21 protein-coding genes and 2 tRNA genes are annotated in these 22,032 nt (G+C 71.8%); 12 read left to right on the top strand and 11 right to left on the bottom strand.

Going from position 1 to position 22,032, the window contains the following annotated elements:
- Positions 1–136 precede the first annotated feature (136 nt).
- Positions 137–700, top strand: coding sequence for a DUF308 domain-containing protein (locus ELX43_RS18230; protein ID WP_127783516.1), 564 nt, complete (start codon positions 137–139; stop codon positions 698–700).
- Here ELX43_RS18230 and ELX43_RS11305 read toward each other — a convergent pair.
- The 5 genes from ELX43_RS11305 to ELX43_RS17640 all read right to left on the bottom strand — a co-directional run bounded on the left by ELX43_RS11305 (position 684) and on the right by ELX43_RS17640 (position 3,989).
- Complete coding sequence (locus ELX43_RS11305; protein ID WP_127784847.1) at positions 684–1,526, bottom strand: metal ABC transporter permease; 843 nt, start codon at positions 1,524–1,526, stop codon at positions 684–686. The two genes, ELX43_RS18230 and ELX43_RS11305, sit on opposite strands and share 17 nt — an antisense overlap.
- Positions 1,527–1,567: 41 nt before the next feature.
- Positions 1,568–2,314, bottom strand: coding sequence for a metal ABC transporter ATP-binding protein (locus ELX43_RS11300; protein ID WP_127783515.1), 747 nt, complete (start codon positions 2,312–2,314; stop codon positions 1,568–1,570).
- Complete coding sequence (locus ELX43_RS11295) at positions 2,311–3,240, bottom strand: metal ABC transporter substrate-binding protein (protein ID WP_127783514.1); 930 nt, start codon at positions 3,238–3,240, stop codon at positions 2,311–2,313. Before ELX43_RS11295 ends, ELX43_RS11300 begins: the two co-directional genes overlap by 4 nt.
- A gap of 124 nt (positions 3,241–3,364) precedes the next feature.
- Positions 3,365–3,438, bottom strand: a tRNA-Arg gene (locus ELX43_RS11290).
- A gap of 89 nt (positions 3,439–3,527) precedes the next feature.
- Positions 3,528–3,989, bottom strand: a complete 462-nt coding sequence (locus tag ELX43_RS17640; protein ID WP_164860641.1) for a hypothetical protein — start codon at positions 3,987–3,989, stop codon at positions 3,528–3,530.
- 219 nt (positions 3,990–4,208) lie between these two features.
- Between ELX43_RS17640 and ELX43_RS11280 the strand changes: the two genes are divergently transcribed.
- The 5 genes from ELX43_RS11280 (at position 4,209) to ELX43_RS11260 (ending at position 10,097) form a co-directional block, all read left to right on the top strand.
- Positions 4,209–6,221 carry a cytochrome c oxidase assembly protein gene (locus ELX43_RS11280; protein ID WP_127783512.1) on the top strand — a complete coding sequence of 671 codons (2,013 nt, stop codon included), beginning with the start codon at positions 4,209–4,211 and terminating at the stop codon, positions 6,219–6,221.
- Positions 6,222–6,430: 209 nt separating this feature from the next.
- Positions 6,431–6,958 (top strand): single-stranded DNA-binding protein, encoded by a 528-nt coding sequence (locus ELX43_RS11275; protein ID WP_127783511.1) that lies wholly within the window; start codon positions 6,431–6,433, stop codon positions 6,956–6,958.
- A gap of 91 nt (positions 6,959–7,049) precedes the next feature.
- Positions 7,050–8,729 (top strand): energy-dependent translational throttle protein EttA, encoded by a 1,680-nt coding sequence (ettA, locus tag ELX43_RS11270; protein WP_127783510.1) that lies wholly within the window; start codon positions 7,050–7,052, stop codon positions 8,727–8,729.
- Positions 8,730–8,944: 215 nt separating this feature from the next.
- Positions 8,945–9,421, top strand: coding sequence for a thioesterase family protein (locus tag ELX43_RS11265; RefSeq protein ID WP_127783509.1), 477 nt, complete (start codon positions 8,945–8,947; stop codon positions 9,419–9,421).
- The gene (locus ELX43_RS11260) at positions 9,414–10,097 is read left to right on the top strand and encodes a hypothetical protein (RefSeq protein ID WP_241248913.1); all 684 of its coding nucleotides are present in this window, start codon (positions 9,414–9,416) and stop codon (positions 10,095–10,097) included. Before ELX43_RS11265 ends, ELX43_RS11260 begins: the two co-directional genes overlap by 8 nt.
- Before the next feature lie 20 nt (positions 10,098–10,117).
- Here ELX43_RS11260 and ELX43_RS11255 read toward each other — a convergent pair whose 3' ends face one another.
- The 3 genes from ELX43_RS11255 to ELX43_RS11245 form a co-directional block, all read right to left on the bottom strand.
- Positions 10,118–10,519, bottom strand: a complete 402-nt coding sequence (locus ELX43_RS11255) for a globin (protein WP_241248912.1) — start codon at positions 10,517–10,519, stop codon at positions 10,118–10,120.
- A gap of 5 nt (positions 10,520–10,524) precedes the next feature.
- The gene (locus ELX43_RS11250) at positions 10,525–11,466 is read right to left on the bottom strand and encodes a mechanosensitive ion channel family protein (protein ID WP_127783507.1); all 942 of its coding nucleotides are present in this window, start codon (positions 11,464–11,466) and stop codon (positions 10,525–10,527) included.
- A gap of 70 nt (positions 11,467–11,536) precedes the next feature.
- Positions 11,537–13,666 carry a prolyl oligopeptidase family serine peptidase gene (locus ELX43_RS11245; protein WP_127783506.1) on the bottom strand — a complete coding sequence of 710 codons (2,130 nt, stop codon included), beginning with the start codon at positions 13,664–13,666 and terminating at the stop codon, positions 11,537–11,539.
- 237 nt (positions 13,667–13,903) lie between these two features.
- Between ELX43_RS11245 and ELX43_RS11240 the strand changes: the two genes are divergently transcribed.
- From ELX43_RS11240 to ELX43_RS11230, 3 genes are all read left to right on the top strand, one after another.
- Positions 13,904–14,446: an HNH endonuclease gene (locus ELX43_RS11240; RefSeq protein WP_241248911.1), complete on the top strand. Its 543-nt coding sequence runs from the start codon at positions 13,904–13,906 to the stop codon at positions 14,444–14,446.
- Between the two features lie 79 nt (positions 14,447–14,525).
- Positions 14,526–14,795, top strand: coding sequence for a hypothetical protein (locus ELX43_RS11235; RefSeq protein WP_127783504.1), 270 nt, complete (start codon positions 14,526–14,528; stop codon positions 14,793–14,795).
- Positions 14,796–14,802: 7 nt separating this feature from the next.
- A complete protein-coding gene (locus ELX43_RS11230) occupies positions 14,803–15,276 on the top strand; it encodes a DUF5130 family protein (RefSeq protein WP_241248910.1) in 474 nt (157 codons plus the stop codon).
- Positions 15,277–15,491: 215 nt separating this feature from the next.
- Here the strand turns inward: ELX43_RS11230 and pepN are convergent, their stop codons facing one another.
- Positions 15,492–18,077 carry an aminopeptidase N gene (gene pepN, locus ELX43_RS11225; protein WP_127783503.1) on the bottom strand — a complete coding sequence of 862 codons (2,586 nt, stop codon included), beginning with the start codon at positions 18,075–18,077 and terminating at the stop codon, positions 15,492–15,494.
- A 215-nt stretch (positions 18,078–18,292) separates the two neighbouring features.
- Here pepN and ELX43_RS11220 point away from each other — a divergent pair, with 215 nt between their 5' ends.
- The 3 genes from ELX43_RS11220 to ELX43_RS11210 are packed head-to-tail and all read left to right on the top strand — an operon-like array spanning position 18,293 to position 20,946.
- Entirely contained in the window at positions 18,293–18,934 is a 642-nt protein-coding gene (locus ELX43_RS11220; RefSeq protein ID WP_127784843.1) for a DsbA family protein, read from the top strand.
- A 50-nt stretch (positions 18,935–18,984) separates the two neighbouring features.
- Entirely contained in the window at positions 18,985–20,424 is a 1,440-nt protein-coding gene (locus ELX43_RS11215; RefSeq protein ID WP_346773849.1) for an aldehyde dehydrogenase family protein, read from the top strand.
- A gap of 48 nt (positions 20,425–20,472) precedes the next feature.
- The gene (locus ELX43_RS11210; RefSeq protein ID WP_127783502.1) at positions 20,473–20,946 is read left to right on the top strand and encodes a ribose-5-phosphate isomerase; all 474 of its coding nucleotides are present in this window, start codon (positions 20,473–20,475) and stop codon (positions 20,944–20,946) included.
- A gap of 85 nt (positions 20,947–21,031) precedes the next feature.
- On the opposite strand, the gene ELX43_RS17785 is transcribed toward ELX43_RS11210, so the two are convergent.
- Both ELX43_RS17785 and ELX43_RS11200 read right to left on the bottom strand, forming a co-directional pair.
- Entirely contained in the window at positions 21,032–21,727 is a 696-nt protein-coding gene (locus ELX43_RS17785; RefSeq protein WP_127783501.1) for an LpqN/LpqT family lipoprotein, read from the bottom strand.
- Positions 21,728–21,884: 157 nt separating this feature from the next.
- Positions 21,885–21,958, bottom strand: a tRNA-Gly gene (locus ELX43_RS11200).
- Positions 21,959–22,032: the final 74 nt, after the last annotated feature.

Genomic DNA, 22,032 nt, shown 5'->3' with positions numbered 1-22,032 from the left:
CCACATCGGAGCGATGACGCTGATCACCGGATGAGGGTAACCGGTTGACGCAACCCCGGTCCGGCTCAGCGGTGTGCTGCCGCGGGTACCGTCGAGGGAGGCTGCCGCGCGTCCAGCACCTGGGGGAGGCCCCGCGATGTCGTCTGCAGAGGCCAACAACATCTTTCGGCGGCAGGTGTCGTCCGCCCGCAGGGTGGCCCGCTCGCTGGGCGTGCTCGCCGGCGTGGCGACGGTGGCCGTGGGGCTCATCGTGCTGGTGTGGCCCACCGCCACCCTGGTGGTGCTGGCGGTGCTGCTGGGAGTCCAGCTGATCATCTTCGGGGCCTGGCGCACGGTGCAGGCCGCGGCGCTGCTGGTGGCGCCCACGGCGCTGCGGGTGCTGGGGGCGCTGCTGGGCGTGCTGGCCATGGTGGCCGGCGTCCTGCTGATCGCCAGCCCGTTCTCCTCGCTGGAGACCCTGGTGGCCATCCTCGGCGTCGGCTGGATCATCGCCGGGATCAGCGGCATCTCCTTCGGCCTCGGCGCCCGCGGGGACCTCACCAGCATCCCGTTCGTGATGGGCGTGCTCTCCGTGCTCGGTGGGGTGATCGTGCTGGCGAGCATCAGCCTGCTCAGCCTGGTGACGCTGGCCCAGACCGCCGGCTGGATCCTGCTGGTCATCGGCGTGGTGGAGATCGCGCTGGTCATCCGACGGCTCTGACGGGGTCGGTGACCGGTGTGCGGCGCCGGGCAGCCAGCAGGCGACGACCGAGGACGCCGTGGGTGGGGCTGAAGAGGTAGACCAGGGTGAAGACAGCCCCCTGGCTGAGCACGATCATCCCGCCGGAGGCGGTGTCCAGGTGGTAGCTGAGGTACAGCCCCGTCACCGAGCACACCACCGAGATGGTGGGTGCGACCAGCAGCATCCGGGCGAAGCGGTCGGTGAGCAGGTAGGCGGTGGCTCCCGGGATGATGAGCATCGCCACCACCAGGATCACCCCCACCGCCTGCAGGGCGACCACGCAGGTCAGGGCGAGCAGACCCAGCAGCACCGCGCCCAGCACCCGTGGACGCAGCCCGATGGCCTGGGCGTGGACGGGGTCGAAGGCGTAGAGGGTGAAGTCCCGGCGCTTGAGCACCAGCGCGGTGAGCACCACCGCCCCGAGCACCGCCACCTGGACCAGGTCCGCGCGGCTGACGCCCAGCAGGTTGCCGAAGATGATGTGGTTCAGGTCGGTCTGGCTCGGGGTGACCGAGATGAGGACCAGGCCCAGGGCGAACAGGGTGGTGAAGACGATGCCGATGGCAGCGTCCTCCTTGATCCGGCTGGTGTCGCGCACCACGCCGATGAGGGCCACCGCCAGGAACCCGAAGACCACTGCACCCACCGCGAACGGCGCACCCAGGACGTAGGCGATGACCACCCCGGGCAGCACCGCGTGCGAGACCGCGTCACCCATCAGCGACCACCCCACCAGCACCAGCCAGCAGGAGAGGACGGCGCACACCACCGCGGACACGACCGTGGTGGCCAGCGCCCGCGTCATGAAGCCGTAGGTCAGCGGCTCGAGGAACAGCTCGTGGGCGGTCACGTGGTCGTCTCCAGCCGGTCCAGGACGTCGAAGCCGAACGCCCGGGCCAGGTTGGCCGGCTGCAGCACCTCTCGCGGGTCGCCCTGCACCAGCACCCGCTGGCGCAGCAGCACCGCCTCGTCGGCGAGACCGGGCAGGGCGCGCAGGTCGTGGGTGGAGATCAGGATGGTGGTGCCTGCCCCCGCGAGCTCGCGCAGCAGCCGGGTGATGGTCGCCTCGGTGCGCTTGTCCACCCCGGCGAAGGGCTCGTCGAGCAGCAGCACCGTGGCGTCCTGGGCGATCCCCCTGGCGACGAAGGCGCGCTTGCGCTGCCCGCCGGACAGCCGCCCGATCTGGCGTCCGGCGTGCTCGCTGAGCTCCACCCGCTCCAGCGCCTCGTCCACCGCCTGGTGGTCGGCACGGCGGGGTCGGCGGGTGAGGCCGAGGTGCCCGTAGCGGCCCATCATCACCACGTCGCGCACCGACAGCGGGAACGCCCAGTCGACGTCCTCGCTCTGCGGGACGTAGCCCACCACGCCGGAGCGGCGGGCCTGGGCAGGGGGGCTGCCGTGCAGCAGCACCCGACCGGCTTCCGGCCGGACGATGCCCATCACGGCCTTGAACAGGGTGGACTTGCCGGAGCCGTTCATCCCGACCAGCCCGCACACCCGGCCGGGCGCCACGCTGAGGGTGGCGCGATCCAGGGCGAGGACCTCGCCGTAGCGCACCGTCACCTCGTCCACCTCGATGGCCGGGGTGCTCATCGGGCCGCCCCCGTGAGGCCGCTGACGATGACGGTGGTGTCGTGCCGAACGAGGTCCAGGTAGCTGGGCACGGGTCCGTCGGCAGCCGACAGCGAGTCCACGTAGAGGGTGCCGCCGAGCCTCGCGCCGGTGGCCTGTGCCACCTGGCGCATGGGCGCGTCCGAGACGGTCGACTCGCAGAACACCGCAGGCACCTCGTTGCTCCGGACAAACTCGATGACGCTGGCAATCTGCTTCGGCGTGGCCTGGCGCTCGGCGTTGACCGCCCACACGTACTTCTCGGTGAGCCCGGCGTCGCGGGCGAGGTAGGAGAAGGCGCCCTCGCAGGTGACCAGGGCCCGCTGGCGCGGCGGCAGCCCCGCCAGCCCGGAGGTCAGCTCGTCCTGCACGAGCTGCAGCCGGGCCTGGTAGGCGGTCCCGTTGGCGCGGTAGGCGTCGGCGTTGGCCGGGTCGAGCTCGCTGAACGCGGTGACCATGTTGGCCACGTAGATCTGCACGTTCAGCGGCGACATCCAGGCGTGCGGGTTCGCCAGCCCGCGGTAGTCGTCCTCGGCGATGTCGATGGGCTCCACGCCCTCGCTGACCGTCACGTGGGGGACGTCGAGATCCTCGACGAACTGCGCGAACCAGGCCTCCAGGTTCATGCCGTTGTTGAGCACCAGGTCGGCGCGGGCGGTCTTCTTGACGTCTCCGGGGGTGGGCTCGTAGCCGTGCACCTCCGCGCCGGGCTTGGTGATCGACTCCACCCGCAGGTGCTCGCCCGCGACGTTCTGGGCGATGTCGGCCAGCACCGTGAACGTGGTGAGCACGGTCGGACGGTCGTCGGCCTCCTCGCCCGCCGCGCTGCTGCACCCCGCCAGCGCCAGCACCAGGACGGCCGTGAGCGCTCGCACCGAGCCGATCACCGAGGCACGTCGTGCACGCATGCCGGGACAGTATGTTCGGTGTCCCGCACCCGCAAGTTAGGCGAACCGAACTTCGCCGGTGCGACCGCTACGACCAGGCGGGACGGGCACCCGGGCAGTGCTCGAGCCCGTGCGTGCGGGTGAGTGCCCCCGGCAGGACTCGAACCTGCGACCTCGGGATTAGAAGGCCCTTGCTCTATCCACCTGAGCTACGGAGGCGTGCCCGCGGACGGACGCAGGGAGCCTAGCGCCCTCCGCCTGGTCCCGGGTGGACCCGCGCGGGGCGGTGCCGTTCCACGGCGCCCGCTCTAGATGGCCGGCAGCGAGCGCAGCAGCGGGATGGTCATCTTCTGGAGCTCGGCGAGCACCGTCGTGGTGGTGCGATCGACGGTGACGGGGCGGACCAGGCCGGTGACGAAGGTGCGCTCGGCGCTGATGGCCACCGCGGCGCCGCAGGTGATGGTCTGCCGGGCCTCGGAGCGCTCGCACCACAACCAGGTGCTGTTGCCGTCGGTGGCGCGCTCCAGCCCACCTTGCTCGGCGGGGTGGGTGGCCGCGACGTCGGTGAAGGACACCCCGTAGCCGGTGAGGAAGCCGGACTCGCTGCCGCCCAGCAGGGGCCACACGCAGCTGCTGGGCGTGCCCGGCAGCGGGGCCGGCGGTCCGGTCACCGCGCCCAGGGTGCTCACCACCTGCGCCTCGGCGGCGATGCTGCAGGGGGGCACCACGTCGGCCTGCCTCGGCGTGGACAGGTGGGCTCCGCTGCTCACCAGCTCCGGCGTGTGGGCACTGTCACCGGGTGACGTGGGCCCCGTCGAGGAGGGGGCTGACACCGCCGGTATCGGCGTGCCCGGTACCGGTTGTGAGCACGCCGCGACGCTGAGCAGGGCGGCGAGCAGCGCCAGAGCCCCCGTCCTCCGCCTGCGCACAGCGGCAAGGGTATCGACCTGGGGCGGCTGTGGGCAGCGAGTGCTCCTACGCTGGCAGCCATGGCCTCGCAGGACACCTCGACCCCACCCACGCAATGCCCCGGCGGAGTGCTGCTCGCTGCTGGCGTGGTGGCCGCGGTGGTCGCGGCCGCGCTGGCCGCGCTCTCCACCACCGAGGCACTGTCCCTGCTCGGTCTGCCCGACCCCGGCGTGCTCACCACCTACGGGCTGCCGATCGTGCGGGCGGTGGGGGAGACCTCGGCGGTCCTGGCCATCGGCTGCATTCTGCTGGCCGCGTTCTTCGTGCCGCCGCAGCGCTCGGGGGTGCTCTCCGTCGATGGCTACCGCGCCATGCGGGTGGCCGCCGTCGCGGCGACGGTGTGGTGCATCTCGGCGCTGCTGCTCGTGCCGCTCACCCTCTCCGACACCTCGGGCCAGCCGCTCAAGGACGCGCTCGACCCCGCCCTGATGTGGGACCTGGTGGGCGAGGTGGAGGTGACCCGGGCCTGGGCGTGGACCGCCGGGCTGGCGTTCCTGCTGGCCGTGGGCTGCCGGGTGGTGCTGCGCTGGCACTGGACGCCGGCGCTGCTGGCGCTGGGCCTGCTCACGCTGGTGCCGCTGGGGCTGTCCGGGCACTCCTCGGCCGGCGGCTCGCACGACGTGGCCGCCAACAGCCTGGTGTTCCACCTGGTCGCGGCCTCGCTGTGGGCCGGCGGACTGGTGGCGGTGCTGCTGCACGGCTACCACCGCGGTGAGCTCGCCGACCTCGCCGTGCGGCGCTTCTCCAAGGTCGCCCTCGTCTGCTTCGGCGTGATGGCCGTGACCGGCGTGATCAACGCCTCCGTCCGGCTGCCGCTGTCCGACCTGTTCACCACCACCTACGGCGTGCTGGTGCTGGCCAAGGCCGTGGCCCTGCTCGCCCTGGGCGTCCTCGGGTACCTGCAGCGCCGGCACGCCGTCGCCGCCCTGCAGGCCGACCCGACCAACCGGGCCCCGTTCCTGCGGCTGGCCGCCATCGAGGTGGTGCTGCTGGCCGCGACCGTGGGTCTGGCCATCGGTCTGAGCCGCACCCCGCCGCCGCAGGGCGGCGCGGTGCCCACCGTGAGCGAGGTCGCGCTGGGCTACAACCTGCCCAACCCGTTCAGCGTGCAGGAGATGCTCACCGGCTGGCGCTTCGACCTGGTCTACGGCACCGCTGCGCTGGTGCTGGCGGGCATGTACGTGTGGGGCGTGGTGCGGCTGCGCCGCAGGGGCGACGCCTGGCCGGTGGGCCGGACGGTGGCCTGGCTGCTGGGCTGCGTGGCGCTGCTGTTCGTCAGCTCCTCGGGCCTGGGCAAGTACGCGATGGCGTCGTTCAGCGCGCACATGAGCGCCCACATGGTGTTCTCCATGCTGGTGCCGGTGCTGCTGGTGCTGGGCGGACCGGTCACGCTGGCGCTGCGGGCGCTGCCCACCTCGCCCGCGGGCGCACCGCCCGGGCCGCGCGAGTGGCTGCTCACGGCGCTGCACAGCCGCTTCTCCCGGATCATCACGCACCCGGTGTTCGCGCTGCTCATGTTCGTCGGCAGCTTCTACGCGCTGTACCTGGGCGGGCTCTTCGACGTGCTGGTGCCGTACCACTCCGCGCACGTGGCGATGAACGCTCACTTCCTCATCTCCGGCTACCTCTTCTACTGGGTCGCCATCGGCATCGACCCGGCGCCGCGCAAGCTGCCGTCGGTGGCCAAGCTGGGCATGGTCTTCGCGGCGCTGCCCTTCCACGCCTTCTTCGGCGTGATCCTGATGGGCTCCTCCACCATCGTGGCCGCGGCCCACTACCGCACCCTCGGCCTCACCTGGAACAGCGACCTGCTCGGCGACCAGCGCCTGGGCGGCGGCATCGCCTGGTCGGCGGGCGAGGTGCCGCTGATGCTGGTGATGGTGGCCCTGCTGGTGCAGTGGTCGCGGGAGGACTCCCGCACCGCCAAGCGGGTGGACCGGGTGGCCGACCGCGACGACGACGCGGAGCTGGAGGCGCACAACAACATGTTCGCCGAGCTGCGGCGTCGTGACCAGGAGCAGCAGCTGCACTGACGTCCGGGTCGGCACACCGCACCGACAGCTTTGCCGCCGGGCGGGGAGCTGGTGCACAGCCACGCCGGCTGTACACAGCACCCGCGCGGTACCTGGTCCGGTGGGCAGCGCGGGCGCAGGGTCATCTCACCGGTCGACGGCGGCCGGGGACCGACCAGGAGCGGCAATCCACTGCAGCTCTGGCGGGCCGAGCAGTGAGGACCCGAGCAATGACCCAGACGACCGTGACCCTGGTGGGCACCGTGGTGACCGACCCGTACCGCCGGCACACCGCCGAGGGTGCGCCCTTCATCAAGTTCCGGATGGCCTGCAACGAGCGCCGGCTGGACCGCGCCACCCAGGAGTGGGTGGACGGCGACAGCCTCTACGTCAACGTCACCTGCTGGCGACGCCTGGTCAAGGGCGTCGGTGCGGCGGTGGGCAAGGGCGACCCGGTGATCGTGGTGGGCCGCCTCTACACCCGCGAGTGGATGGAGGAGGGCGGCCGGCGCTCCAGCCTGGAGCTCGACGCCAGCACGGTGGGGCCGGACCTGGCCCGCTGCGTGGCCGTGATCGACAACACTCGCCGTCTCGGGAGCGACGCCGGCGCCCCCGACGGCGCTCCGGTGACCGACCCGCGCGCCGGTGGTGCCGCGGGTGGCGACGACCGGGCGGAGAGCGAGAACGGTTACCGGGCAAGGGTGGACCTGGACGGGGCGGCGCTGGGGGAGGACACCCAGGAGCTGGCCACCGTCTGACCGAGCGGCCTCCGCCCCGCCGAGGACGGCGGGGTGGAGGCGCCGTCGGGCGTGGTGTGCCGGCGCCGCTGGCACCACTAGGCTGGCGGGTATGGCTGAGTTCATCTACACCATGAAGAAGGTGCGCAAGGCGCACGGCGACAAGGTCATCCTCGATGACGTCACGATGTCGTTCTACCCCGGGGCAAAGATCGGCGTCGTCGGCCCCAACGGCGCCGGCAAGTCGAGCATCCTCAAGATCATGGCTGGACTGGACCAGCCGGGCAACGGTGAGGCGTTCCTCGCCCCCGGTGCGAGCGTGGGCATCCTCATGCAGGAGCCCGAGCTGGACGAGACCAAGACCGTCCGCGGCAACGTCGAGGAGGGCCTCGGCGAGACCATGGTGCAGCTCAAGCGCTACAACGAGATCGCCGAGCTGATGGCCACCGACTACTCCGACGAGCTGATGGAGGAGATGGGCGACCTGCAGGAGAAGCTCGACCACGCTGACGCGTGGGAGATCGACTCCCAGCTGGAGCAGGCGATGGACGCGCTGCGCTGCCCGCCGCCGGAGGAGTCCGTCGTCCACCTCTCCGGTGGTGAGAAGCGCCGCGTGGCGCTGTGCAAGCTGCTGCTGAGCAAGCCCGACCTGCTGCTCCTCGACGAGCCCACCAACCACCTCGACGCCGAGAGCGTGCTGTGGCTGGAGCAGCACCTCGCTGCCTACCCGGGCGCCATCCTGGCCGTCACTCACGACCGGTACTTCCTCGACCACGTCGCGCAGTGGATCGCCGAGGTCGACCGCGGCCACCTGTACCCCTACGAGGGCAACTACTCCACCTACCTGGAGAAGAAGGCCGCTCGCCTGGAGGTCTCGGGCAAGAAGGACCAGAAGCTGCAGAAGCGCCTCAAGGACGAGCTCGCCTGGGTGCGCTCCGGGGCCAAGGCCCGCCAGACCAAGGGCAAGGCCCGCCTGGCGCGCTACGAGGAGATGGCGATCGAGGCGGAGAAGACCCGCAAGCTCGACTTCGACGAGATCCAGATCCCTGCCCCGCCGCGGCTGGGCAACGTCGTCGTCGAGGTGAACCACCTGGACAAGGGCTTCGAGGACCGGCTGCTCATCAAGGACCTGTCCTTCACGCTGCCCCGCAACGGCATCGTCGGCGTCATCGGCCCCAACGGCGTCGGCAAGACCACGCTGTTCAAGACCATCGTCGGTCTGGAGGAGCCGGACTCCGGCAGCGTCAAGATCGGCGAGACGGTCAAGCTCAGCTACGTCGACCAGAACCGCACCGGCATCGACCCCAACAAGAGCGTCTGGGAGGTCGTCTCCGACGGCCTGGACTACATCGTGGTCGGCCAGACCGAGATGCCCTCGCGCGCCTACATCAGCGCCTTCGGCTTCAAGGGCCACGACCAGCAGAAGAAGGCCGAGGTGCTCTCCGGTGGTGAGCGCAACCGGCTGAACCTGGCCATGACCCTCAAGCAGGGCGGCAACCTGATCCTGCTGGACGAGCCGACCAACGACCTGGACGTGGAGACGCTCGGGTCGCTGGAGAACGCCCTCGAGCAGTTCCCGGGCTGCGCCGTGGTCATCTCCCACGACCGGTGGTTCCTGGACCGCACCTGCACCCACATCCTCGCCTGGGAGGGCGGGCTGTCGGACAACGACGCCGCCTGGTACTGGTTCGAGGGCAACTTCGAGGGCTACGAGGCCAACAAGATCGAGCGCTACGGCGCGGACGCGGCGCGTCCCCACCGGGTGACGCACCGCCGCCTCACCCGGGACTGATCTGCCCCCTGTGCCGGCCCGCGGAGGCGCGGCCGGCACAGGACAGTGGTGGTGCTCGCCCCGCGGGTGCGAAGATCAGCCGCGGAAGCCGTGGGGACGGCGCGTCGGTGCGTCGCCCTCGGGCAGCGCGCAGTGGTGCGCGATGAGTTCGCGCGGGGGACCGGGCGCGTGAGACGACCTGCGTGAGGGACGTGCGCAGACGAGTGGAGGCAGCAATGAGTGCTCCGACGACGGGCACGCCCGCAGGCTCGGACGGGAGTGCGGTTCCGCCTGCCCTGCCCGGGGTGCGCATCGACGTCCCGGTGCGCTGGTCGGACATGGACGCCTACGGCCACGTCAACCACAGCCGCACCGTCACCATCCTCGAGGAGGCGCGGGTCGAGACCGTCTTCAAGCCGGGCTCACCCAGCGGCACGCTGGGGGCCGGCGCCGTGGTCGCCGAGCTGCAGGTCAGCTACCGTCGCCAGCTGGTGCACGACGACTCCCCGCTGCAGGTGCTCATGTGGGTCTCCCGCCTGCGCGCCGCCGACTTCACCCTCTGCTACGAGCTGCGTCCGCGTGGCGAGGACGAGTCCACCCGCCCGGCCGTCACCGCCAGCACGCAGATCGTGGCCTTCGACATCGCCGCCCAGCGCCCGCGGCGGCTCAGCGAGGTGGAGCGCGCCACGCTGCAGCAGTGGCGACGTGAGTGAGCGGGCCCCGTACGGCGCCACCGCGGTGAGCGGCCCCGGCCGCGCGCTGCGGGTCCCCGACCCCACCGAGCGTGACGACCTGGCCAGCTTCGTCGGCCGCGCGGTGCGGCTGGACTCCTCGTCCCTGGTGCGGCTGCGCTCGCGCGACGACGGCACGGTGGGTGTGTGGGCCTCCACCGGGTTCGACGCGATCGTGGCCCGCTCGGTCACCGGCACCGTGGCGCCCCGAGACACCACGGTCAAGGCCCGGGAGCTGCTCACCGCCCTGGCGGTGCTGCGCAGCGATGCCGTCGACCCCGGCAGCGCCCTGGACGCGGAGTGGCCCGGTGCGCTGCCCCCGGCCACCGGCTTTCGACACGTCGACGACGTGCCCGCCCACGTCATCGACCAGCTGGTGGAGCGCGGCGTGGAGCTGGCCCGTGACAACCCGGGGCCGCGCGGTGGTCCACCGGCGTCGCTGCTCGACCAGGAGGTGCTCACCGTCCGCGGCGAGCACGACGAGGTCGGCGTGCCGCTGCGGGTGGTCTTCGCGCTCAGCGGCATGGGCTTCGTCGACAACGGCGCCGGGGACGACCCGGTGCGGGTGCGGGTGACCGACGGCTGGCTGCGGCTGGACGCGCGGTACGGCTCGGTGCTGCGCCGCCGCCACCCGCAGATCCCGCTGCTGCTCGGCTGAGCTCGCCGCCCGGGCTGCGGCTAGGTCTGGCTGTTCACCATGGTCTCGGCCGCCGCGTGGAAGTAGGCGAGCAGGGCCGCGCGGTGCTCGGCGTCCAGGCGGTCCTCGCCGATGGAGTCCACGGCGATCTTCATGCACCGCAACCAGGCGTCACGCTCGGCGGCACCGATGGTGAACGGGAAGTGGCGCATCCGCAGGCGGGGGTGGCCGCGCTGCTCGGAGTAGGTGCGTGGCCCGCCCCAGTACTGCTCCAGGAACATCCGGAAGCGCACCTCGGCCGGGCCGAGCTCCTCCTCCGGGTACAGCGGGCGCAGCACCGGATCGGTGGCCACGTGCGCGTAGAACTCTGCGACCAGGTCGCGGAACGTCTCGTGACCGCCGACCTCGTCGTAGAAGCTGCGGGGCTCACTCGTCTCAGGCACGGCACTCATTGTGCCTGCAGCTCCGACTCGATCTTGGCCAGACTGCCCCGGGGGAACGGGACCCGGACCTTGGCCTCGTCGAAGGCCTCCAGGATGCGTTGCGTCAGCGCGCGTTCCACCAGCCACTGCCTGCCCGGCCGCACCGTGACGGTCATCCGCAAGGTGACGGTGTCGGCAGTCACCTTGCTCACGCCGAGCACCTCCGGGGCGCCCAGCACCGCCGCCTTCATGCGCTCCTCGGCGAGCACCTTCTTGGCCGTGGCCAGGGTCACCTCCGAGGCCTGGTCGACGTCGGCGTTGTGGGCCAGCGGCATCTCCACCACGGCGACGGCGTAGTCCTGGCTCATGTTGCCCACCCGGGTGACCGTGCCGTTGCGGATGTACCAGACGGTGCCCTGGTAGTCGCGCAGCGTCGTGACGCGCAGCCCCACCGACTCCACGGTGCCCACCGCCTCGTCCACGTCGATCACGTCCCCCACGCCGTACTGGTCCTCCAGGATCATGAAGACGCCGGAGAGGAAGTCCTTCACCAGGTTCTGCGCCCCGAAGCCGAGCGCCACGCCGACGATGCCGGCGGAGGCCAGCAGCGGGGCGATGTTCACCCCGAGCTGGTCGAGCACCTGCACCGCCGCCAGCGACAGCACCGCCACCGAGGTGAAGGACTTCAGCACCGAGCCGATGGTCTTGGCGCGCTGGTTGCGCCGCTCGCGCATCACCGAGTTGGTCAGGTTGCGCGCCACCGCCTCCCGGCTGCGCTCCTTGAGCGGGCGGAGCAGCAGGGGAGCCTTGTCCGGATCGGGCTCGCGGGTCAGCCGGTCGATGGAGCGGTGGACCAGCGACCGCACGACCACCGCGACCACCACGATGACCGCGATGGCGATCGGCTTGTGGACCAGCCAGGTCGCGGAAAACTCGGACAGGGCGACGTCAGCAGGAAGTGGAGACATTCACGTCACTGTAACGACGAGCGCCGATGATCTTGAGGACCTCAGCGGGTGCCGCTGGGGTCCAGCCGGCTCAGTCGGCGTCCAGCCGCAGGTCAGTGTGCTGGGCGAGGAATGCCAGCTGGTCTGTGGCGAGCGTCACCGTGCGGCTCAGGGAGCGGGCGCCGTGGCCCACGTCGAGCTCGGTGCGCAGCAGGATCGGCGCGACGTCGAACGGCGCGGCGGTGGCGTGCTGCAGAGCCGCGCACATCTTCTCGGCGTGCACCGGGTCCACCCGGCTGTCGGAGGCGAACACGGTGAACAGCGTGGCCGGGTAGGCCGTGCCCTCCCGCACGTGGTGGTAGGGCGAGTAGCCCAGCAGCCAGCCCAGCTCCTCCGGGTCGGCGGCGGTGCCGTACTCGTCGTTCCAGGTGCGGCCCAGGGAGAACAGCTCGTAGCGCACCATGTCCAGCAGCGGTGCGGAGCAGACCACGGCGCGGTAGAGGTCCGGGCGCTGGGTGAGCGCCGCGCCCACCAGCAGCCCTCCGTTGGAGCCGCCCATGATGGCCAGCTGGGCGGGGGTGGTCCAGCCCTCGGCGACGAGGTGCTCGGCCGCGCAGTGGAAGTCGTTGAACACGTTCTGCTTGTGCGCCCGCATCCCAGCGCGGTGCCAGTCCTCGCCCTCCTCGCCGCCACCGCGCAGCGACGGCAGCGCCCACACGCCACCGGCCTGCACCCAGGTCAGCGCAGACGCCGCGTAGCCGGGCTCCCGGCTGAGGGAGAAGCCGCCGTAGCCGGTGAGCAGGGTGGGACGGGGCCGGTCGGGCAGCGGCGCGGCGCTCACCAGGAACATGCGGATGGTCTCGCCGTCGGTGGAGCGGTACTGCACCTGCTGCACGGACAGCTCCGGCAGGTCCACCGCGCCAGGAGCCGCCTCCACCAGCGTGGCGGCGTCCGTCCCGTCGCTGGCGCTCGCGCTCACCCGGATGCGGTGCACCTGCGAGGGGGTGGTGAAGTCGGTGTAGCCGATCCAGATGTCGCTGTCGTGACCAGCGGTGTGGGCGTCGGCCACGCTCAGCCCGGTCAGCGATCCGGTACCGGGCACCGGCAGCTGGCGCAGGTAGCTGCCATCCGCCTCGTGCAGGTGCAGCTCGCCGACGGCGTGTCGGGAGCGGGCCAGCACCAGGCGCGAGCCCGCGCGCAGCAGCCGCACCCCTTCCAGCACGGAGTCGGGCTCCTCCGCCACCAGCTCCTGCCAGTGCTCCCGCGTGGGGGCGTGCGGGTCGGCGGCGCAGAGCCGGAAGCGCGGCGCGCCGTCGGTGGTGAGCAGGAACAGCCGGGCGGGGCCCTCGGGCGGGCACTCCACCCAGGCGGTGCACCGGACGGCGTCGTCCTGGGTGAGCACCGGGGTGGGTGCGGTGCCTGCGGCGAGGTCGGCGATCCACACCGAGTCGCGCGGGGCGGTGCCCGGCGAGGCGTCCACCACCAGCCAGGCGCCGTCGGCGCTCACCCGGCAGCCGAAGTAGAAGGTCAGGTCGTCGTACATCCCCGCGCCGGTGACCAGCTCGTCGCTGTCGGGGTCGGTGCCCACCCGGTGGCGGCGCACCCGGCGGTGGAACATCGCCTCGTCGGCGGGCACCTCGGCCGGCGCCAGCCGACGCACGTAGAAGAGCTCCTCCCCGCCGGGCAGCCAGGCCACGGGGGAGTAGCGGCAGCGGTCGATGGGGCCGTCCAGCAGCGCACCGGTGTCCACGTCCAGCACGTGCAGCAGCGACTCCTCGTTGCCGCCCACCGAGAGCTGGTAGGCCAGCCGGGTGCCCTCGCGGCTGGGCACCCAGGAGTCGAGGGTGGTCTTGCCGCTGGCGTCCAGCGCGATGGGGTCCAGCAGCACCCGCTCGCTGCCGTCGGGCTCACGGACCAGCAGCACGGAGTGCTCCTGGCCGGGCTGGCGGCGGAGGAAGAACTGCCGGTTCGCCCGCCAGGCCGGGGCGGACACCGAGCCCACGTCGATCAGCCGGTGCAGCTGGGCGGCCAGTGCCGCGCGACCGGGCGCCTCGGCGAGCGTCGCTGCGGACAACGCGTTCTGCTCCTGCTGGAAGGCGACGGTGCGCGGGTCGTCGCGCTCCTCCAGCCAGCGGTAGGGGTCGGCCACGAGGTGACCGTGCAGGTCGTCGACGAGGGGCAGCCGCTCGGCGGACGGATAGCTGGAGACAGAGGTGGTCACCCACGAACCCTAGGCGCCCGCCGCTCGCTGCCCGGACGCCTGGGCGCGACCGGGCAAGAAAGGCGTGCACGCGGTGGTCAAACGTGGTCGACTGTCACCATCTCCAGGGGAGGTGCGCTCTTGGCCGACGGACATCGCAGAGGCTCTGGCGCCCGGCGCGGTCGGGCGCCGCACAAGGCCGCCTCGGGTGCGCATCTCGCCGCCGGCCCCTGCGCCTCCGTCGACGGTCCGCCTCCGGTGCTGGACGAGGACGCCGTGCCGGCCTGGGTGCGCCGCCGCGTGCTGCTGCTCAACGCCACCTACGAACCCCTCACGGCCGTGCCGATGCGCCGAGCGGTGGTGCTGGTGGTGTGCGGCAAGGCGGTGGTGGTCGACGACGACCCCGCAGGGCTGGTGCTGCACTCGGCCGGGGCGTCGGTGCAGGTGCCCTCCGTGATCCGGCTGCGCACCTACGTGCGAGTGCCCTACCGCGCGCGGATCCCGATGACCCGAGCCGCGCTGATGCACCGCGACCGGTTCCGGTGCGCCTACTGCGGCGCCAAGGCCGAGACCATCGACCACGTGGTGCCCCGCAGCCGCGGCGGCGCGCACAGCTGGGAGAACTGCGTGGCCTGCTGCGCCTCCTGCAACCACCGCAAGGCTGCGCGCCTGCTCAGCGAGCTCGGCTGGGTGCTGCGCCACGACCTCACCCCGCCGAAGGGAGTGCACTGGCGGCTGCTGGCCTCCACCAAGGAGATCGACCCCACCTGGCTGCAGTACCTGGGGGAGCCCGCGGCGTGACGCGACCCCGGCCGGTCACCGCACGACACGGCTCGACCCGCGTGCCCACGGGCGCCGCCTCTCGGCTAACGTCATCGGTGTGACGATCGCGGAGACTGTGCTCATCTACGTAGGGATCCCGGTGGGGGTGCTCGTCCTCTTCGCCCTGCTCACCATGGTGCCGAACACGCGCAACAAGGCACCGCGGTACAAGTCCGGCGAGAGCTGGGACTTCGCACCGATGTGGTGGTCAGCCAACCCCGCGGGGGTTGAGGGGGACACGCACCACGACCTGCCGGAGCTGGGACAGCGGGAAGGCGCACACGCCGCCGCTGGCGTTGTAGGAGGAGGAGCTCGTGGCACCTGGTGAAGCAGCAGTGAGCGTTCGCGGCGGCGAGCAGCTCGACCGCGGCGTGGCCCTGATGGAGACCGGACGGTTCTCCGTCGCCAGGGACGTGTGGCAGCAGGACGAGCCGCTCCCCTTCAGCACCAAGCAGCTGTCGCAGGTGGACGAGGCGCTGACCTTCTGCACCCGCGCCACCGGCATCGACTTCAGCGTCTACCTGGGCCCGCTCAGTGCGGACACCCGCGCCCGGGCCGAGGAGCTGCTGGTCAGCACCGGCAGCCCCGACGCAGTGCTCATCGCGGTCTCCCCGGGCGAGCGCGTGGTCGAGGTGGTCACCAGCGAGCGCGCGCAGCGGCGGGTCTCCGACCGGGCCGCCCGCCTCGCGGTGATGGCCATGGTCGCCTCGTTCCGCGACGGCGACCTGATCGGCGGCATCCTCGCCGGGCTGCGCATGCTGGCCGACCAGGCCGGTCCCGGCGCCAGCACGAGCGCCTCGCACCACTAGTTTTCTACGGCCTTCAGGGCCCTCAACGCCCCTTCTGGACACTCCAGAGGGCGTTGCGGGCCCTGAAGGCGTTTCGGGGGAGCACGGCCCGCGGAGCCGAGGCAGCAACCAGCGACCGACCCGCCCCCGCGCCTGCCAGGGCGTTCCGGGCCCTTGTCGCCCTGGCCGGGCCAGAAGAGGACGACAAGGGCCCGGAACGACCCCACCGAGGGAGCTCAGCTGGCGTCGAACTCCTGTGCCTTGAGCGCGCGCACCACTCCGGCACGGCCCTCGCTGACCAGGCGGACCAGCGCCGGCGGGTGCTCACCGGCGAGGAACGCGTCGGCAGCCTCCACCGTGGACTGGCGCACCGACCACGCCGGGAACAGGCCCACCACCACGGCCTGCGCCCGCTCGCTGGAGCGGCGGGCCCACACGTCGGCCACCTCGGCGAAGTAGCGACGCACGTACGGCTGCAGCAGCTGCGCCTGCGCTGGGTGGCCGAAGCCGGAGATGATGGCCCGGCCCAGGGTGTGCGAGAGCTCGTCCTGGTGCACGGCCTGGCCCCAGGCGCGCTCCTTGGCCGCCGCCTGCGGCCGCAGCGCCGCCGCCCGCGCCCCCTGCCGCTCGCCGGCCGAGGTCGGGTCGCGCCGCACCTCGGCGTCGATCTGCGGAGTCTCCAGCCCGTCTCCGTCCAGGTCACCGGCCGCGGCCAGTCCCTGCACCAGCGACCAGCGCAGGTCGGTGTCCACCTCCAGCCCGGTCAGCCCGGCGCCGTCGACGTCGCCGGCCAGCAGCTGGCGCAGCACGTCGCGGTGGCGCTCGGACAGCACCGACGAGGCCAGCGCCGAGGTGAACACCAGCTGGTGGTCCGAACCCGGAGCGGACCCCTGCGCCAGCTCCAGCAGCCGGTCGGTGAACGCCGGCCAACCCTGCTCGGCCGCCCAGGCGGGGTCGGCGTAGTGGGCCAGCGCGCTCTGCGCCTGCAGCAGCAGCCGCTGCACCACCCCGATCTCGGTCTCGCGCTCCACCCCGGAGCTCACCAGCGCCACGAAGTCGCGGGCCTTCAGCTCGGCCTCGCGGGTCATCTCCCACGCCGCCGACCAGCACAGCGTGCGCGGCAGCGGCTCGGCGACGTCGCCGATGCGGTCGATGAGGGTGGTCAGGGAGTCGGCGTCCAGGCGCAGCGCGCAGTAGGTGAGGTCGTCGTCGTTGACCAGCACCAGCTTGCCCCGGTGCACGCCCACCAGCTCCGGCACCTCGGTGCGCTCGCCGGAGACGTCCAGCTCCACCCGGTGGGTGCGCACCAGCGAGCCGTCGGCGGCGTCGTCGTAGATGCCGACGGCCAGCCGGTGCACGCGGCGCTCACCGGCACCGGGGCTGGCCGGGCCCTGCACCACGGCGAAGGAGGTGATCTTCCCGTGCTCGTCGGCAGCGATGTCGGCGCGCAGGGTGTTCAGCCCGGTGGTCTTCAGCCACTGGGCACCCCACTCGGAGAGGTCGCGACCGGAGGCCTCCTCCAGCGCGTGCAGCAGGTCGTCGAAGGTGGCGTTGCCGTAGGCGTGCTCGGCGAAGTAGGCGCGCAGCCCCGCCAGGAACGGCTCCTGGCCCACGTAGGCCACCAGCTGCTTGAGCACGCTGGCGCCCTTGGCGTAGGTGATGCCGTCGAAGTTGACCTCCACGGCCGCCATGTCCGGGATGTCCGCGGCGATGGGGTGGGTGGAGGGCAGCTGGTCCTGGCGGTAGGCCCAGCTCTTCTCCACGTTGGCGAAGGTGGTCCAGGCGTTGGTGTACTCGGTGTTGGAGGTCTGGGCCAGCACCGAGGCGAAGGTGGCGAAGGACTCGTTGAGCCACAGGTCGTCCCACCAGCGCATGGTCACCAGGTCGCCGAACCACATGTGCGCCATCTCGTGCAGCACCGTCTCGCACCGGCGCTCGTAGGAGGCGGCGGTGACCTTGCTGCGGAAGACGTAGTCCTCCAGGAAGGTGACGCAGCCGGCGTTCTCCATCGCCCCGGCGTTGAACTCTGGGACGAAGCACTGGTCGTACTTGCCGAAGGCGTAGGGCAGGCCGAAGTTCTGGTGGTAGAACTCGAAGCCCTGCTTGGTCTCGGTGAACAGCCGCTCGGCGTCCATGTGCTCGGCCAGGGAGGCGCGGCAGTACAGGCCCAGGGGGATCTCGCCGTGGGCGTCGGCGTAGGTGTCGGTCCACTTGGCGTAGGGGCCGGCGACCAGGGCGGCCAGGTAGGTGCTCATCCGCGGGGTGGTGGCGAACACGTGGCGGCGCGCCCCGCTGGCGACCTGCTCCACCTGCTCGGCGGCGCCGTTGGACAGCACCTCCCAGCTGGCCGGTGCGGTGACCGTCAGGTCGAAGGTGGCCTTGAGGTCGGGCTGGTCGAAGCAGGCGAACATCCGCTTGGCGTCGGCGGTCTCGAACTGGCTGTAGAGGTACACCGCGTCGTCGGTGGGGTCGACGAAGCGGTGCAGACCCTCGCCGGTGTGGGAGTAGACGCAGTCGGCCACCACGGTCAGCTCGTTGTGCTCGGCGAGGGCGGGCAGGGTGATGCCCTTCTCCTCGTCGTAGTCGCTGACGTCCAGCTCGGTGCCGTTGAGCACGGCCCGGTGCACCCGCTCGGCCATGATGTCGACAAAGGTGCTCGCTCCCGGCGTCGCGTCGAAGTGGACGGTGCTGGAGGAGGCGAACGTGCCGGCACCAGGTCCACCGCTGTCGTCGGTGAGGTCCAGCTCGACGCGGTAGCCGAGCACGGTCAGGACGGCAGCGCGCTGTGCAGCCTGCTCGCGGGTGAGGTTGGGAGCGGTCACGGATCAGCACCTTCTTCGTGTGTACGACAGAGCTGTTCCATCCCATCATGACCCCGCTCGCCGGCGCTGCCTGGCCGTGGCGCCCGGCACCAGCGACGAGCGGAAGCCCACCCTGCGGGAAGGCGCCAGGGCTCACCGTTGTTGCGCGTGGCAGGGTGTGAAGAGCACCACAGACATCAGGAGGTCTCGACGTGAGTGACGGCAGCACGACGGCAGTGGCGGCGCAGGACGCCGACCGCGCGGCACAGCAGGACAGCAAGGACCGGGTGGACTTCTGGTTCGACCCGCTGTGCCCCTGGTGCTGGATCACCTCCCGCTGGATCCTCGAGGTGGAGCAGGTCCGCGACGTCACCGTCCGCTTCCACGTGATGAGCCTCGGCGTGCTCAACGAGGGCAAGGACCTGCCCGAGGAGTACCGCGAGGCGATGGCCAAGGCGTGGGGGCCGGTCCGGGTCGCCATCGCCGCTGCCGCCGACCACGGCGACGAGGTGCTGAGCCCGCTGTACACCGCGATGGGCACCCGCATCCACGACCAGGGCAACAAGGACTTCTCCGTGGTGGTCCCGGAGGCACTGGCCGAGGTGGGCCTGCCCGCCGAGCTGGCCAAGGCGGCCGAGTCCGACGCCCACGACGACGCGCTGCGCGCCAGCCACCGCGCCGGCGTGGACCCGGTGGGCGACGACGTGGGCACCCCGATCATCCACATCAACGGGGTGGCCTTCTTCGGCCCCGTGCTCTCCCGCATCCCGCGCGGGGAGGACGCCGGCAAGGTCTGGGACGGCTCGGTGCTGCTGGCCGGCTACCCGCACTTCTTCGAGCTCAAGCGCACCCGGCACGAGGACCCCGAGTTCGACTGACCGCCCGCCCGCACGCCGCCCGCCCACGTCCCACCCCGAGGAGATCCGCCGTGACCACAGCCCCCGCACCCACCACCTCCTGCACCGACCACGTCATCGACGGCGAGCGCCGCGCCGGCTCCGGTGAGCGCATCGAGGTGACCAACCCGGCCACCGGCGAGCTGCTCGCCACGGTCCCGGCCGGCACCGCCACCGACGTCGACGACGCGGTCCGCGCGGCCCGTCGGGTCTTCGCCAGCTGGTCGCAGGTGCCGGTGGCCGAGCGGGCGGCCGTGGTGCGGCGGATCTCCGAGGGCATCGCCGCCCGCAGGGACGAGATCGCGGCCACCATCTCCGCGGAGATGGGCTCGCCCATCGGCTTCGCCACCGCGGTGCAGGCGTCCATGCCCGGGATCAACGCCGGCGTCTTCGCCGACGTCGCGGAGTCGTTCCCGTGGTCGGAGGAGATCGGCAACTCGCTGGTGCTGCGCGAGCCGATCGGGGTGGTCGGGGCGATCACCCCGTGGAACTACCCCCTGCACCAGGTGGTCGCCAAGGTGGCGCCCGCGCTGCTGGCGGGCAACACGGTGGTGCTCAAGCCCAGCGAGGTGGCCCCGCTCAGCGCGGGCATCCTGGTCGAGATCGCCGAGCAGGCCGGGCTGCCGGCCGGCGCCCTCAACCTGGTGCACGGCACCGGTGAGGTGGTGGGGGAGGCCATCTCCCGCCACCCCGACATCGACATGGTCTCCTTCACCGGCTCCACCGCCGCGGGCAAGAAGGTGAGCATCGGCGCCGCCGACACCGTCAAGCGGGTGGCGCTGGAGCTGGGCGGGAAGTCGGCCTGCGTGGTGCTGCCCGACGCCGACTTCGCCGTCGCTGCCCAGCGTGGCCTGGGCAACGGCTGGATCAACGGGGGCCAGACCTGCACCGCCTGGACCCGCATGCTGGTGCCCGCCGAGCGCCAGCAGGAGATGCTGGACCTGCTGCGCGAGGCCGCGGCGGCCTACCAGGTGGGCGACCCGTCCGACCCCGCCACCCGCATCGGCCCGATGTCCTCGGCGGCGCAGCAGGAGAAGGTCCGCTCCTACCTGGACGTCGGGGTGGCCGAGGGGGCGACCGTCGCCTACGGCGGCCCGCAGGCGGGCGCGGACCTGCCCACCGACGGCGCCTACGTGCAGCCCACGATCTTCGCCGACGTCCGCCCGGACATGCGCATCGCCCAGGAGGAGATCTTCGGCCCGGTGCTGTCGGTGATGCCCTACCAGGACCTGGACGAGGCGGCGGAGATCGCCAACTCCACCGTGTACGGCCTGGCCGGTGCGGTGTTCGCCGGCGACACCGAGTCCGGGGTGGAGTTCGCCAAGCGGATGCGCACCGGGCAGGTCGACGTCAACGGCGGGTCGTTCAACCTGCTGGCCCCGTTCGGCGGCTACGGCCAGTCGGGCAACGGCCGCGAGCTGGGCCGCTTTGGCTTGGAGGAGTTCTGCGAGGTCAAGTCCATCCAGCGCTGACGCTCACCCAGGCACGACGCGCGTGCCACAACCTGGGACACTGGGGCCATGCGCGTCTACCTGGGTGCCGACCATGCCGGCTTCGAGCTCAAAGCACAGATCGTCCAGCACTTGCAGGAGGCGGGACACGACCCGGTCGACGTGGGTGCGCACACCTACGACGCCGTGGACGACTACCCGGCCTTCTGCATCGCCGCCGCCCAGCGGGTGGTGGACGACCCGGGCAGCCTCGGGCTGGTGCTCGGCGGGTCGGGCAACGGTGAGCAGATCGCCGCGAACAAGGTGCCCGGCTGCCGTGCGGCGCTGGCGTGGAGCGTGGAGACCGCGCAGCTGGCCCGCCAGCACAACAACGCGCAGGTGATCGGCATCGGCGGTCGGATGCACAGCCTGGAGGAGGCGCTGGCCATCGTGGACGCGTTCCTGCAGACGCCGTTCTCCGGTGACGAGCGGCACCAGCGTCGCATCGACATCCTGGCCGAGTACGAGCGCACCGGCACACCGCCGGCACTGCCCGAGGCCTGAGCACCGGCCCACCTGAACAGCGAAGACAGAGCGGCCCCGGACACCTGCAACGGTGTCCGGGGCCGCTCTCGTAGCCGGGTGCTCGTCAGCTGATGACGAGGCTCTCGTGGAAGCTCTGCACTGCCTGCTCCCAGCCGGGGGCGAGGGTCTGGGTGCTCTGCGAGACCAGGTCCACCAGGAAGAGGCCCTCGTCGTTGTTGACGGCCACCGAGGTGACGGTCACCAGCAGCGGCGAGCCCACCTGCGGGCTGGTCCACTGGCCGGTGATGCGCTGGCCGGGGCTGCCGCTCACAGTGAGGGGCTTGGTGCCGGTCTCCACGTAGCCGGCCAGCTGGGTGCTCAGGGTCTTCTTGTCCAGAGCCAGCGCCTCCTCCTTGGAGCCGGCCTTGCCGGTGATGTTGCTGATCACGATGGTGGTGTTCGGGGTGAAGTCGTTGGCCCGGGCGTCGTTGACGAGGAAGGCGCCGATCAGGTCCGGGCTCTCGGAGATCTTCTCGGTGGACTGGGTCCAGCCGGCCGGCGGAGTCACCGTCAGCTTGGGGGCGCGGGGGTCCGGGCTGGTCAGCGTCACCGAGCCGGGCGCGGGAGTGGGCGCGGCCGACGTGGTGGTCGACGTGGGCGCGCTGGAGGTCGATGAGGACGCGGTGCTGCTGGAGGCGGCGGCGGAGGTGGTGGCGGCCGGGTCGGCCTGGGCGGCGCCAGACTCCTCGGAGCTGCAGCCGGCGGCGAGCGCGATGCCCACCGTCGCCAGCGCCAGCGCGGTCTTCATTCGGGTGGACATGGTTCACCTTTCGTCACGACGCGCCCGGATCAGGCGCACCCGCCGACAATACGGCGGTGGCTCAGCGGCGCTGCGACCGAGAGGTGTTGTGCCACAGGCTGCCCGCCTCGGCGGGGCGCGGGAGAGGTGGTCGCTCGTGGGTGCTCGACTGGCACCGTGGAGCGGGCGACGGGAATCGAACCCGCGTAATCAGTTTGGAAGACTGAGGCTCTACCATTGAGCTACGCCCGCGTGCACCCGCGCCTGCCGGTGGCCCTTCAGCTACCCGCTCTTCGTGTGCGGTGTCAGATGCTACCTAACGGCCC

This window comes from Rhodococcus sp. X156, from assembly GCF_004006015.1.
GTDB lineage: Bacteria > Actinomycetota > Actinomycetes > Mycobacteriales > Mycobacteriaceae > X156.
This window is presented reverse-complemented; position numbering and strand designations above follow the sequence as displayed.

Bases quoted from the DNA above. Each gene is read 5' to 3' on its own strand.
- ELX43_RS11265 (WP_127783509.1), top strand. From the start codon at position 8,945: ATGAGTGCTCCGACGACGGGCACGCCCGCAGGCTCGGACGGGAGTGCG.
- ELX43_RS11305 (WP_127784847.1), bottom strand. From the start codon at position 1,526: ATGACGCGGGCGCTGGCCACCACGGTCGTGTCCGCGGTGGTGTGCGCC.
- ELX43_RS11280 (WP_127783512.1), top strand. From the start codon at position 4,209: ATGGCCTCGCAGGACACCTCGACCCCACCCACGCAATGCCCCGGCGGA.
- ELX43_RS18230 (WP_127783516.1), top strand. From the start codon at position 137: ATGTCGTCTGCAGAGGCCAACAACATCTTTCGGCGGCAGGTGTCGTCC.
- ettA (WP_127783510.1), top strand. From the start codon at position 7,050: ATGGCTGAGTTCATCTACACCATGAAGAAGGTGCGCAAGGCGCACGGC.
- ELX43_RS11300 (WP_127783515.1), bottom strand. From the start codon at position 2,314: ATGAGCACCCCGGCCATCGAGGTGGACGAGGTGACGGTGCGCTACGGC.
- ELX43_RS11210 (WP_127783502.1), top strand. From the start codon at position 20,473: ATGCGCGTCTACCTGGGTGCCGACCATGCCGGCTTCGAGCTCAAAGCA.
- ELX43_RS11275 (WP_127783511.1), top strand. From the start codon at position 6,431: ATGACCCAGACGACCGTGACCCTGGTGGGCACCGTGGTGACCGACCCG.
- ELX43_RS17785 (WP_127783501.1), bottom strand. From the start codon at position 21,727: ATGTCCACCCGAATGAAGACCGCGCTGGCGCTGGCGACGGTGGGCATC.
- ELX43_RS11250 (WP_127783507.1), bottom strand. From the start codon at position 11,466: ATGTCTCCACTTCCTGCTGACGTCGCCCTGTCCGAGTTTTCCGCGACC.
- ELX43_RS11295 (WP_127783514.1), bottom strand. From the start codon at position 3,240: ATGCGTGCACGACGTGCCTCGGTGATCGGCTCGGTGCGAGCGCTCACG.